The 12,358-nt window shown below is 57.9% G+C and carries 9 protein-coding genes; 4 read left to right on the top strand and 5 right to left on the bottom strand.

What is annotated here, in order from left to right:
• Positions 1-900, top strand: coding sequence for a myo-inosose-2 dehydratase (gene iolE, locus CPJ18_RS17210; protein WP_103659477.1), 900 nt, complete (start codon positions 1-3; stop codon positions 898-900).
• A 15-nt stretch (positions 901-915) separates the two neighbouring features.
• Complete coding sequence (gene iolB / locus CPJ18_RS17205) at positions 916-1,725, top strand: 5-deoxy-glucuronate isomerase (protein ID WP_077106314.1); 810 nt, start codon at positions 916-918, stop codon at positions 1,723-1,725.
• A 1,764-nt stretch (positions 1,726-3,489) separates the two neighbouring features.
• Here iolB and CPJ18_RS17195 read toward each other — a convergent pair.
• Positions 3,490-4,149, bottom strand: coding sequence for a peroxiredoxin (locus CPJ18_RS17195; protein WP_077106313.1), 660 nt, complete (start codon positions 4,147-4,149; stop codon positions 3,490-3,492).
• Between the two features lie 515 nt (positions 4,150-4,664).
• Between CPJ18_RS17195 and CPJ18_RS17190 the strand changes: the two genes are divergently transcribed.
• Complete coding sequence (locus CPJ18_RS17190; protein ID WP_077106365.1) at positions 4,665-6,482, top strand: ABC transporter ATP-binding protein; 1,818 nt, start codon at positions 4,665-4,667, stop codon at positions 6,480-6,482.
• A gap of 43 nt (positions 6,483-6,525) precedes the next feature.
• Here the strand turns inward: CPJ18_RS17190 and CPJ18_RS17185 are convergent, their stop codons facing one another.
• The 4 genes from CPJ18_RS17185 to CPJ18_RS17170 all read right to left on the bottom strand — a co-directional run bounded on the left by CPJ18_RS17185 (position 6,526) and on the right by CPJ18_RS17170 (position 10,710).
• The gene (locus CPJ18_RS17185) at positions 6,526-7,548 is read right to left on the bottom strand and encodes an LLM class flavin-dependent oxidoreductase (RefSeq protein ID WP_077118164.1); all 1,023 of its coding nucleotides are present in this window, start codon (positions 7,546-7,548) and stop codon (positions 6,526-6,528) included.
• An 88-nt stretch (positions 7,549-7,636) separates the two neighbouring features.
• Positions 7,637-8,728 (bottom strand): quaternary amine ABC transporter ATP-binding protein, encoded by a 1,092-nt coding sequence (locus tag CPJ18_RS17180; RefSeq protein ID WP_077106311.1) that lies wholly within the window; start codon positions 8,726-8,728, stop codon positions 7,637-7,639.
• Positions 8,721-9,608: an ABC transporter permease gene (locus CPJ18_RS17175; protein ID WP_077106310.1), complete on the bottom strand. Its 888-nt coding sequence runs from the start codon at positions 9,606-9,608 to the stop codon at positions 8,721-8,723. Before CPJ18_RS17175 ends, CPJ18_RS17180 begins: the two co-directional genes overlap by 8 nt.
• 100 nt (positions 9,609-9,708) lie before the next feature.
• Positions 9,709-10,710, bottom strand: a complete 1,002-nt coding sequence (locus CPJ18_RS17170) for an ABC transporter substrate-binding protein (RefSeq protein WP_077106309.1) — start codon at positions 10,708-10,710, stop codon at positions 9,709-9,711.
• Between the two features lie 349 nt (positions 10,711-11,059).
• Here CPJ18_RS17170 and fba point away from each other — a divergent pair, with 349 nt between their 5' ends.
• The gene (fba, locus tag CPJ18_RS17165) at positions 11,060-12,124 is read left to right on the top strand and encodes a class II fructose-bisphosphate aldolase (protein WP_077106308.1); all 1,065 of its coding nucleotides are present in this window, start codon (positions 11,060-11,062) and stop codon (positions 12,122-12,124) included.
• Positions 12,125-12,358 lie beyond the last annotated feature (234 nt).

Raw genomic sequence — 12,358 nt, 5'->3', positions numbered from 1 at the left:
ATGATCCTTTACGGCACCAACCCCATTGCCTGGAGCAATGACGACGACCGCACGCTGGGCGCCCATATCAGCCTCGAACAATGCCTGGATGAAACCTCTAAAATCGGTTTCGACGGTATCGAAAAGGGTCACAAGTTCCCGCAGGAGCCCGCGGCGCTGAAAGCTGTGCTGGAGCCCCGCAATCTGCGCTTCGTCTCCGGCTGGCATTCGCTCAACCTGCTGACCAACTCCATCGAAGACGAAAAGGCCGCCATGCAGTCTGCGCTCGATCTTCTGAAAGCGATGGGCTCCAAGGTCATCATCGTCTGCGAAACCTCCAACGCGATCCACGGGGATGATGGAAAGCCGGTCAATGACCGCCCCAAGCTTGCCGATGCCGACTGGAAAAACTTTGGTGAAGGCGTGGAAGCACTGGCGGCATTCGCTGCGGAGCAGGGCATCGCACTCGTCTACCACCACCACATGGGCACCATCATCGAAAGCGAAGACGAAATCGACCGTCTGATGGAAAATACTGGGCCGCATACCAAGCTGCTGCTGGACACTGGCCACACGCTATTTGGCGGCGGTGATCCCGCACGTCTCGCCCGCAAGCACATGGCGCGCGTCGGCCACATCCACGCGAAAAACGTTCGACCTGATATTGCAGCCCAAGTGCGCAGCGAAAAGCTTTCGTTCTTGGAAGGCGTACGTCGCGGCGTCTTCACCGTTCCCGGCGATACGGACGGTGGCGTCGATTTTCCACCCGTGCTGAAAATTGCCGCCGAACATGGCTACAGCGGCTGGCTGGTGATCGAGGCCGAGCAGGACCCGGATGTGCGCAATCCCTTCGAATATCAAAGCCTCGGTCTGAAATCCCTGCGGGACTTCGCCAGGCAAGCCGGGCTGGATAAAGCCTGATCAAAGGAGACGACGATGGCCAATCTGCTTCGCAAGCCAACCGGAAAAACCGGCAAGGTCCACGACATCACACCACAAAGTGCTGAATGGGGCTATGTCGGCTTTGGTCTCTATCGACTGAAACCGGGTGAGACCGCTGCCGAGGAAACCGGCGACACGGAAGTCATTCTTGTGCTGGTCGAAGGCAAAGCGGAAGTGTCATCCGAAGACAAGAACTTCGGCGAACTCGGCGACCGCATGAACGTGTTCGAGCGCAAACCGCCGCATTGCGTCTATATTCCCGCCGGTTCCTCGTGGTCGGTCAAAGCCACGAGCGATTGCACCATCGGCGTCTGCACAGCACCCGCCAAGCCGGGCAGGGAGGCGCAGATCATCGGTCCCACCGGCATTTCGCTCAGCGAACGCGGCAAGGGTGCCAACACCCGCTACATTTTCCCGATTGCCATGGAAGACCGCGATGTGGCCGATAGTCTGCTCGTCACGGAAGTCTTCACCCCATCCGGCCACTGGTCATCCTACCCGCCCCACCGGCATGACGAGGACAATTTCCCCGACATGACCTATCTGGAAGAAACCTACTACCACCGCCTTAACCCCGCCCAGGGCTTCGGCTTCCAGCGTGTCTTTACGGAAGATGGATCGCTGGATGAAACCATGGCGGTTTCCGATGGCGATGTCGTGCTGGTACCCAAGGGGCACCATCCCTGCGGTGCGCCATACGGATATGAGATGTATTATCTCAACGTGATGGCGGGGCCGATGCGCAAATGGCGCTTCCAGAACCACCCGGATCATGATTGGATATTCAAGCGGGATAATGGGTGAAGTTGCTGGGTGGGGCTTACCCCCCTCTGCCTTGCCAGGCATCTCCCCCTCAAGGGGGGAGATCGGCTCGTGGCGACCTTTTGGCATTCTTAGCGGTCGAGAATAAAGTGACGGCGGCGCGCCCAGCCAATCTCCCCACCTGAGGGGGAGATGCCCGGCAGGGCAGAGGGGGGTGAGCGGCACCCTCCAACCTCTCCACTAAAAATACTCCCCAACCAAATCAATACCTTACCCAAAAACCCGCAAAATCCTCAAAAAACCTCCCGCACTTTTCTCCACAGCGCGCGAATCACCCGCACAATCTCCCCGTTCCGCCCTCGGATACACCGCAAGGCGTTGCGGCGAGGCGGGACCGGCGCTGGGGTTGAAAGGGTGACGCAAACCTTTCGCTCCCGGGGTCGAGCAGCAATCTCCCCGGCGGCAACGGGAGGAGCGTGACACCGGTTTCGGACCGACCGGTGTCATTCTCCCGATGCCCGACCTAGTCGCCGGGTGTACCGACAGCTCATCGTCCTCTGGTCGAATGCGACTATGGGGATTGAAGCGAAAGTCAGGCGGTACACAGGAACACGCTGCATCTGCCCCGCACCAGAGATGGTGCGGACGGATCGCAAGGGGCGCACTTGGCCGGGGCTGGCGGGTGCAGAGCTTGCGAAAAACGGATCGATCCTTCCGCCCCTAGATTATCGGCGCGGGAGCAAATCGAAGGCAGATGTGGCTGAACTGGCGGGGCGATGATCTGGCAACAGGCCATCGCCACCCGGATGGGAAGGGTCGGACCTTGACTATGTCCGACCGGTTCTCCGGCAAGGTTTCCCCCTTCGCCGTCCGGGTTCTGCCAGCCGTGGCAAGTGGATTGCTGTTTGGCCAAAAGAGCTGAACGGGGCGCTGTGAGGTGCCATTATTGTACTACCCAACGAGGCAGCTTGCAGCGCCCCGTCCGACTATCCATGGCTGCGAATGGTTATGGGACCTGAGAATGAAGCATGACACGGGCAGATGCTGCCGCGTGAACGGCGAAGCTTGCGTAAGCGGTGGCCGGGATTTTTGATAGTGAGGGGATCAGTGAGGGCAGGTGTGGCTGAGGGCAATTGTTTTGCCTCAGGCAACGGTAGATGCCGGATGCAACGGCAGCAACCCTCATCCTGAGGTGCCCCGCAGGGGCCTCGAAGGACGAGGGTTGCGGACTTGGGGGCAGAGTGCGCGGCAGATGCTTCGAGGCTTTGCCCTTCGGTCAAAGCACCTCAGCATGAGGGGAGGGTGTGGTGAGCTGACGGCATCAAGTGGAATGAAGAATAGGGCGCAACGGTAGCAACCCTCATCCTGAGGCGCGGAGGCGAAGCCGCAGCCTAGAAGGACGGGGGTTGCGGGCCAAGGAGTACGCGGCAGGATGCTTCGAGGGCGTTGCGCGCCACCTCTCCTTCGACAGGCTCAGGATGATGCATGAGGACGGAGGGTGTGGTTAGCCGACTACATCAAGTGGAGTGGAGAATAACGCACACCACAGCAACCCTCATCCATCATCCTGAGCCCGTCGAAGGAGAGGTGCGGAGGCGAAGCCGCAGCCTCGAAGGACGAGGGTTGCGGGCCAAGGAGTACGCGGCAGGATGCTTCGAGGGCGCTGCGCGCCACCTCAGCATGAGGACGGAGGGTGTGGTGAACCCACTAGATCACCCCGAGTGGAGAATAGGGCGCAACACTGCCGCTTGGCGAACGTGCGTCAGACGTCGCCCACCAAAGCAGAACAGAGTGCGCCCCGAGACATCAACCCTGCGGCTGCTTCGTCTTGCGCAAATACGGCAACACCGTATCAAACGAACCAAACCGCGTAATCGCATCCTCATTCGAAACCGCAGCCGTAATAATCACGTCCTCGCCCTGCTTCCAGTTCGCCGGTGTCGCCACCTGGTGTTTGGCGGTCAGCTGGATCGAGTCGATTGTGCGCAGGATTTCATCGAAGTTGCGGCCTGTGGTCATCGGGTAGGTGAGGATCAGCTTGATCTTCTTGTCGGGGCCGATGACGTAGACGGAGCGAACGGTCGCGTTATCGGCAGGCGTACGGCCTTCGGAGCTTTCGCCCGCATCATCCGGCAGCATGTCGTAGAGCTTTGCGACCTTGAGGTCCTTGTCGCCGATCAGCGGATAGGCAACCTCGAAGCCGGTTGCGGTCTGGATGTCCTGCTTCCACTTGGAGTGGCTTTCCACCGGATCGACCGAAATGCCGATGACCTTCACATTGCGCTTCTTGAACTCGCCATCGAGGCCCGCCATCGCGCCCAGTTCCGTGGTGCAGACCGGCGTGAAGTTCTTGGGGTGAGAAAACAGGACAGCCCAGCTATCGCCGATCCACTCATGAAAGCTGATCGACCCCTGGGTTGTATCGGCGGTAAAATCCGGGGCGGTCTGGTTGATACGCAACGTCATGGCATGCTCCAAGCATAAGGTTAGAATCTGATTTTCTCTTGTCGCGCGTGCAAAGTCGCCAAATAATCATCCACAAAAGGCGCGATGGAGAGGAGAAAAATTCTTCTTTTGGCATATGGGGACAATGACTTTGCAATGCCAGTTTTTTACGCGGAAATGGGGAGGGGCGTGCCGGCCCATACCGCCACCGTCGGCGCTACCTGTGGCAACTCTGCCGCAGCCAGAGGTTTAGTTGCATCTGAATAAAAAATGGGCTGGTCTTTTGATTTAAGATGCATACGATGTCCCCATCAACGTTAACGAGGGAGGTATTTGATGGCATATTTTTCTAACTCCCCGGTGGCATCAGCCAATCACGGCTGAGGCCCAGCCTCTCTTCTCATCAAGAGATCGCAACACAATAGCTGGCTGAGCTAGCTCTTTCTTGTTTTTCCCCAAATTATTTCGCGCATCAATCCAGCGCGGATTCCGTTTTTCCTTCTTTTATGGGACCGGCTGCCAGCCGGATGCTGTTCATGTCTTTTGGTTTGAAAATGCGCCGAAGTCAGGCGTTTCGCAGCGTTTTTCGTTTCTGTTGGGCGCATTGGCGGCAACAACCCGGTCGTGTGGCTTTCATGCTGTGCGCCGTGCTGTTTTCCACGCTCGCCGATGTGTTGACGCCAATGTTTGCCGGTCATCTCGTGGATGCCGTGGTCTCCGGCACGGCCAGCGATCCCATCGTCTGGAACAATGCGCTCACTGCATTCTGTTGGCTCATGGGTCTTGCCGTGTTGGCCGTCATTTTGCGGCACGCCACCTTCATGACGATCATCAGTTTCACGCTGCGGTCCATGACGGATATCGCTGCGGATTCGTTTCACCGCATCCAGCGTTTCTCTTCGGATTGGCATGCCAACAGCTTTGCCGGCTCGACGGTTCGCAAGGTCACGCGCGGCATGTGGGCGCTGGATCTGTTGAACGACACGGTGTTCGTCGCGCTGTTTCCGTCGGTCATTATGCTCATCGGATCGACTGTTCTGATGACGTGGTACTGGCCGATGATGGGCCTACTTGTCGGGCTGGGCTCCTTGCTTTTCGTCGCCATCACGGTGTGCATGGCGCTTGGCTATGTCGCGCCCATGGCAAGTCTTGCCAACGCCTGGGATACCAAGCTCGGCGGCTCCCTGGCCGATGCCGTGACCTGCAATGCCGTGGTGAAAGCCTTCGGCGCGGAAGAGCGGGAAGACAGCCGGCTGACGCGCGTCATGGGCAAGTGGCAGGACCGGACACGGCGGACTTGGACGCGCGGCACCATCAACGGCACGTTGCAGGCTGGCCTGCTCAGCATCATGCGGGCAGGCGTGGTCGGCCTTGCGCTGTTGCTCTGGGCCAGCGGCAAAGCCAACGCGGGTGATATCACCTTCGTTCTAACGGCGTTTTTCATCCTGCAAGGCTACCTGCGCGAAATCGGCATGCATATCCGCAACCTGCAGCGGTCGGTGAACGATATGGAGGAGCTCGTCTCCATCCATTCGCAGCCGCTTGGCATTGACGATGTGCCAAACGCAAAGACGCTTGTCATCAATGAAGGAAAAATCGAGTTCGACCGGGTGAGCTTCCATTACGGCAAACATCTCGCGCCGCTTTACAAGGATTTTTCCGTCACCATCAAACCGGGTGAGCGGGTGGGACTTGTCGGCCATTCCGGTTCGGGCAAGACGACCTTCATCAAGTTGATCCAGCGGCTGCATGATGTCAGCCACGGCTCTATCCGCATTGATGGGCAGGATATTTCGCAGGTGTCGCAGGCGTCGCTGCGCCAGCAGATTGCCATCGTGCAGCAGGAACCGATCCTGTTTCACCGGTCGCTGGCGGAAAACATTGCCTATGCAAGGCCAAACGCCACGCAGAGCGAAATCGAGAATGCGGCGAAGCTTGCCAGCGCGCACGGCTTCATCACCGCCCTGCCGAAGGGTTATGGCACGCTGGTGGGTGAACGTGGCGTGAAACTTTCGGGTGGAGAGCGTCAGCGTATCGCCATTGCCCGGGCGTTTCTGGCAGATGCGCCCGTGCTCATTCTCGATGAAGCGACGTCCAGCCTGGATTCGGAATCTGAAATGCTGATCCAGCATGCGATGGAACGGTTGATGCAGGGGCGCACGACGCTGGTCGTGGCACACCGTCTCTCAACCGTCCGCTCGCTCGACCGTCTCCTAGTGTTCAGCCACGGCACGATTGCGGAAGAGGGCACGCATGTCAGCCTCATCCAGAAGAAGGGCGGCATCTATCGCGGCCTGTTCGAGCAGCAGGCGCTGGAGCTGACGAAAGGCCTCGTGATGGACGTTGCCGAATAAGGTCTCAAGTCCACGGCATCGCACGATGCCGTGGACCTTTTTATTATCGCCAGCCGAGTTCCGGTGCGACATATTTCAAAATGGAATCAAGGACGTGGACATTGTAGTTGACACCCAACTGGTTCGGGATCGTCAACAACAGCGTATCGGCTTCGGCAATGGCCTCATCCTGTGCCAGTTCCTTGATCAGAACGTCCGGCTCTGCCGCATAAGAGCGCCCAAAGATAGCGCGGGTGTTGGCATCCAGATGACCGATGCTGTCGCTTTCCTTGGCTCCGCTGCCAAAATAGGCGCGGTCGCGGTCATCTGTCAGCGCAAAGATGCTGCGGCTAACGGAAACGCGGGGCTGGCGGCTGTGGCCAGCTTCCTTCCATGCCTGGCGATAGGCGCGAATTTGCGCTGCCTGCTGCACATGAAACGGCTCGCCGGTTTCGTCGTCCTTCAAGGTCGAGCTTTGCAGGTTCATGCCCAGCTTGCCAGCCCAGATGGCAGTTGCATTGGAGCCAGCGCCCCACCAGATGCGGTCGCGCAGACCTTCCGAATGCGGTTCAAGGCGAAGCTTGCCGGGCGGGTTAGGGAACATCGGATGCGGGTTCGGCTCAGCAAAGCCTTCACCCTTCAGCACTTCCAGAAAGACTTCCGTGCTGTTGCGGCCCATATCGGCGTCGCTTGAACCCTCTTTCGGCTGGTAACCGAAATACCGCCAGCCATCGATCACCTGTTCCGGCGAGCCACGGCTGAGGCCCAGTTGTAGGCGTCCGTTGGAAATAAGGTCGGCGGAACCGGCATCTTCCGCCATGTAGAGCGGATTTTCGTAGCGCATGTCGATGACGCCGGTGCCGATCTCGATCGTCTTCGTTCTGGCACCGACGGCGGCCAACAGCGGAAAGGGCGAGGCGAGTTGGCGGGCAAAGTGGTGGACACGGAAATAGGCACCATCGACACCGATTTCTTCGGCGGCAACGGCAAGTTCGATGGATTGCTGCAGCACGTCTTTCGCGGTACGGGCCTGCGAATGCGCGCCGGGGCTCCAGTGACCGAAAGACAGAAAACCGATCTTTTTCATGATACTTCACCTGAATTGCGTATGTTTCGTTGCCGAACATATAGTGCGCAATTCAGAGAATGTACCGGCCCGATTGTGAACAGTCTGTTCAGGCCTTGGCGCGAACGACGCCTCCGGTGGCATGAATGTGCTGCCCCTCCGGCACCTGCGCATTGACGATGGCACTGGCGAGCTGTCTGAAACTGACCATGCCCACGACCTCCCCGGATGGGCTGGCGACCGCGGCATCGTCCTGACCGCTGACAGACAACAGGCGCATGGCCTCCTCGACACTGGTTCCCACCACCACCTGCGGACCAGTCAGCGGCGGCCCGGGTCTGACCGGAGACATGATCGCTTCGACATTGATGACGCGACCGCGGTTCACTTCTTTGACGAAGGTTGCGATGTAATCATCCGCAGGCCGCAAGACGATATCCTGACTGGTGCCCTGCTGAATGACCTCGCCATCGCGCAGAATGGCGATCTGGTCGCCCAGGCGCAGTGCCTCATCCAGATCATGGGTGATGAAGACAATGGTTTTCTTGATTTCCTTTTGAATATCGAGAAGCACGGTCTGCATGTCGGTGCGGATCAACGGGTCGAGCGCCGAGTAGGCCTCATCCATCAACAGCACAGGCGCATCGTTGGACAGCGCCCGCGCCAGCCCGACGCGTTGCTGCATGCCGCCAGAGAGTTGGTTGGGAAAGCGCGTTTCATAGCCTTTCAAGCCAACCCGTTCCAGCCAGCGCATGGCAATATCGACGCTTTTTGCGCGTGCCATGCCCTGCACTTCAAGTCCGTAAAGCGTGTTGTCCAAAATGTTACGATGCGGCAGAAGCGCGAATTTCTGAAAGACCATGGCGGTCTGGTGGCGGCGAAAGGTGCGAAGCTCGGTGGAATTCATCTTCACCACGTCGACGCCATCGACCAGCACTTCACCGGCTGTCGGGTCTATCAGCCGATTGATATGGCGGATCAGCGTGGATTTGCCGGAGCCGGACAGTCCCATGATGACCTGAATGCAGCCGGAGGGTATGTCGATGTTGATATCCCGGAGCCCAAGAACATGACCGTGTTTCTCGTTTAGCTCCGTCTTTGTCAGCCCCCGTTTGACAGCGTCGATATGGGCTTCCGGTTTCACCCCGAAAATCTTGTAGAGATTGCTGATCTTGATGCCACCAAATGCAGTGTCAGCCATGGGCAATCTCCTGATGTTTCTGGAGCCTTTTGCCATAGGCTTGGCTAATGCGATCAAAGATGATGGCAATGCCGACGATGGCGAGGCCATTGAAGATGCCCAGCGTGAAATACTGGTTGGCGATGGCTTTCAGAACCGGTTGTCCCAGCCCCTGCACACCGATCATGGAGGCAATGACGACCATGGCGAGTGCCATCATGATGGTCTGGTTGATACCGGCCATGATGGTGGGAAGCGCCAGCGGCAATTGCACCTTGAAAAGTTTTTGCCAGCCGGATGAGCCGAACGCGTCTGCCGCTTCAAGCACATCCCGGTCCACCAGCCGAATGCCGAGATTGGTCAGGCGGATCATCGGCGGAATGGCGTAGATCACCACCGCGATCAGCCCCGGCACCCTGCCGATGCCCAGCAGCATGACCACGGGAATGAGGTAGACGAAACTCGGCATGGTCTGCATGACATCGAGGATCGGATTGACCACGCGCTGGAAGCGATTGGAATGCGACATGAGAATGCCGATGGGGAGGCCAATGGTGATGGACAAAACCGTGCAGACGAAGATCATAGAGATCGTCCGCATCGTATCCGTCCACATATCGAAATAGCCGATAGCCAGCAGCGTGAAAAGACAGCCCAGCACGATCTTGAGGCTGCGACTGCCAGCCCAGGCAATCGCCAGAATGATAAGAATGATGATCGGCCACGGCGTTTGCGTCATGAAACGCTCGGCCCAGATCAAAAACTGCTGAAGCGGCGAAAAGAAGCCTTCGATGCTGCCGCCCCAGGCGCGCGTGAACTCACGAAAACCGTCATCGATGATCTTTTTCAGATTACGAAGCATATCGTCGTTCATGTGCGGAAACTTGTAAAACCAGTCCATACAATTCCCCTATGATCACGGCGACATGCGATCGGTTTTTACCAATCGCATGTCGATTTGCGTGGCCGCCGGACGGTGGGTCAGGCAGCAGGGAAGGTCTTCAGAGCGAAGCCTTGATCTTTTCCGCAGCGTCGGCAGAAACCCACTTCGTCCAGATGTCCGGGTTTTCTTTGAGGAAATGCTTGGCGCTGTCTTCGCCGGTCGCCTGATTGTCCGTCATCCAGGCCATCAGCTTGTTGACGGTCGCGTTGCTCCACGAACGTTTGTTGAGGTAATCCATAATTTCAGGACCAGCCTTTTCCGAGAAAGGCTTGGCAACCAGCGTGACGACCTTGTCGACCGGCCATGCGTTCGGCTTCGGGTCCGGGCAATCGGCAACCGTGTTGCAGCGTTTCCATTCGGCTGCGTCGGCGGCGACGCCGGGCTCAAGCTTCACCATTTCGTATTTGCCGAGAAGGGCGGTGGGCGACCAGTAATAGCCGACCCATGGCTGCTTGCGCTCGTAAGCCTTGGCAATGGAGCCGTCGAGACCAGCGGAAGAGCCGCTATCCACGAGGGTGAAACCCGCTTTTTCCGCGCCGAATGCCTTGTAAAGCTGGGCCGTGACGACGGTGCCGCCCCAACCCTGCGGGCCATTGACGATGGCACCCTTTTCAGGGTTTTCAGCATCGGGGAAAAGCTTCGGATTTTTCAGCAGGTCGCCGATGGTCTTGATATCAGGGTGGGCGTCGGCCACGTATTTCGGAATCCACCAGCCTTGAATACCGCCATCCGGCAGCGCCGTTGCAGCAACGACGAGTTTGCCTTCATCCACGCCGCGTTTGACCACCTCCGGCAGGGTATCGGCCCAGGCTTCCGGGGCGATATCCGGCTGGCCTTTTTCAACCATGGAGGTGATTGTCGGCACGGTATCGCCGATGGTGATATCGGCGCTGCAACCGTAACCTTCGTTGAGAATGATCTTGTCGATGGCGGAGAGCACTTCGGCGCTTTGCCAATTCATGCTGGCGATGGTGGGGCTACCACAGTCTGCGGCGTTCGACGCGGATGCGCCACCCAGCAAACCGAACACCAGACAGGTGGATGCAAGCAGTTTCTTCATATCTGTTCCCTTTATTGGCGACGCTTATAAAGAGACGAACCTGCCGCTTGGGTCTGCCCCTGTCTTTGTCTTTGCAAAGTTGAACGGATGATGGCGTGAAGCACGCCCGCAACCTACGCAAATTGCGACGGCCATCCGCCAAACCACGACAGGTCACGGCATTTTAATCTTCAGGTAACTTTTCCGCCATGTCGGCTTGCGGTGTGTGGATCGCTCACTCTTTGCTGATGGATGTCAAAAAAAGCTGGATAGTTGGTATCCGCAAGGCAATAGTAGCAACTGTCCGGCAAAGGACAGGATGGTGTTGAGGGATGCCATTCTCAAAACAACTCGTTTAGGGGGAAATACCTTGGCTCGAATAACGCTCCGTCAATTGCTCGATCACGCGGCAGAACACGGCTATGGCGTACCTGCCTTCAACATCAACAATATGGAGCAGGCGCTGGCCATTATGGACGCAGCGGATGCGACCAATTCGCCTGTCATCATGCAGGCTTCGCGCGGCGCGCGCGCCTATGCAAACGACATCATGCTCAAGCACATGATGGATGCAGTTGTCGAAATTTATCCGCATATTCCCGTTTGCGTGCACCTAGACCACGGCAACGAGGCCGCCAGCTGCATGACGGCCATTCAGGCCGGTTTTACATCGGTCATGATGGATGGTTCTCTCAAGGCCGATGGCAAAACACCGGGCGACTGGGACTACAATGTAGGCGTTACCAAACAAGTCACCGACATGGCCCATTATGGCGGCATTTCCGTCGAGGGCGAGTTGGGTGTTCTCGGTTCTCTGGAATCCGGCATGGGCGAGGCGGAAGACGGCCACGGTGCCGAGGGTGTTCTGTCGCATGACCAGCTGCTGACAGACCCTGACGAAGCGGTGAAATTCGTGCGCGAAACCAAGGTGGATGCACTGGCCGTTGCCATGGGCACGAGCCACGGTGCCTACAAGTTCACCCGCAGGCCGGATGGCTCGGTGCTGGCCATGAATGTCATCGAGGAAATCCATAACAAGCTGCCGAACACGCATCTTGTGATGCACGGTTCTTCCACCGTGCCGCAGGATTTGCAGGATATCATCAACGCTTACGGCGGTGCCATCAAGCCGACCTGGGGCGTGCCGATCGAGGAAATTCAGCGCGGTATCAAGAACGGTGTGCGCAAGATCAACATCGATACGGACTGCCGCATGGCCATCACCGGACAAATCCGCAAGGTTCTTGCGGAAGACCCGGCTGAGTTCGATTTGCGCAAGTATTTGAAGCCTGCGCGGGATGCGATGACGAAGCTCTGCAAGGAGCGGTTTGAGTTGTTCTGGACAGCTGGGCAGGCATCGAAGATCACGCCGATCCCACTGCGGGAGATGGCGAAGCGTTATGCTTCGGGGTCGCTGGACCCGGTGATTTCGTAAGGTTCTTTAGAGAAGGGGCAATCCCCTCTCCTCCGTCATCCTCGGGCTCGACCCGAGGATCTGCTACGTCTCGTCTTTCACAACGGTAGTTGGCTCTAGATGCAGATTATAAAAAAGCCGGAAGTGGTGAATTCACCTCCGGCTTCTTCGTTTCGGGCACAAGCTCGCGTCACAGCCTGCTTGTACGTTGGTAGATCCTCGGGACGAGCCCGAGGATGACGAAGGTGAAGGTCA

Source organism: Agrobacterium rosae, assembly GCF_002915175.1.
Lineage (GTDB): Bacteria > Pseudomonadota > Alphaproteobacteria > Rhizobiales > Rhizobiaceae > Agrobacterium > Agrobacterium rosae.
This window is presented reverse-complemented; position numbering and strand designations above follow the sequence as displayed.

Bases quoted from the DNA above. Each gene is read 5' to 3' on its own strand.
- iolE (WP_103659477.1), top strand. From the start codon at position 1: ATGATCCTTTACGGCACCAACCCCATTGCCTGGAGCAATGACGACGAC.
- iolB (WP_077106314.1), top strand. From the start codon at position 916: ATGGCCAATCTGCTTCGCAAGCCAACCGGAAAAACCGGCAAGGTCCAC.
- CPJ18_RS17195 (WP_077106313.1), bottom strand. From the start codon at position 4,149: ATGACGTTGCGTATCAACCAGACCGCCCCGGATTTTACCGCCGATACA.
- CPJ18_RS17190 (WP_077106365.1), top strand. From the start codon at position 4,665: ATGTCTTTTGGTTTGAAAATGCGCCGAAGTCAGGCGTTTCGCAGCGTT.
- CPJ18_RS17185 (WP_077118164.1), bottom strand. From the start codon at position 7,548: ATGAAAAAGATCGGTTTTCTGTCTTTCGGTCACTGGAGCCCCGGCGCG.
- CPJ18_RS17180 (WP_077106311.1), bottom strand. From the start codon at position 8,728: ATGGCTGACACTGCATTTGGTGGCATCAAGATCAGCAATCTCTACAAG.
- CPJ18_RS17175 (WP_077106310.1), bottom strand. From the start codon at position 9,608: ATGGACTGGTTTTACAAGTTTCCGCACATGAACGACGATATGCTTCGT.
- CPJ18_RS17170 (WP_077106309.1), bottom strand. From the start codon at position 10,710: ATGAAGAAACTGCTTGCATCCACCTGTCTGGTGTTCGGTTTGCTGGGT.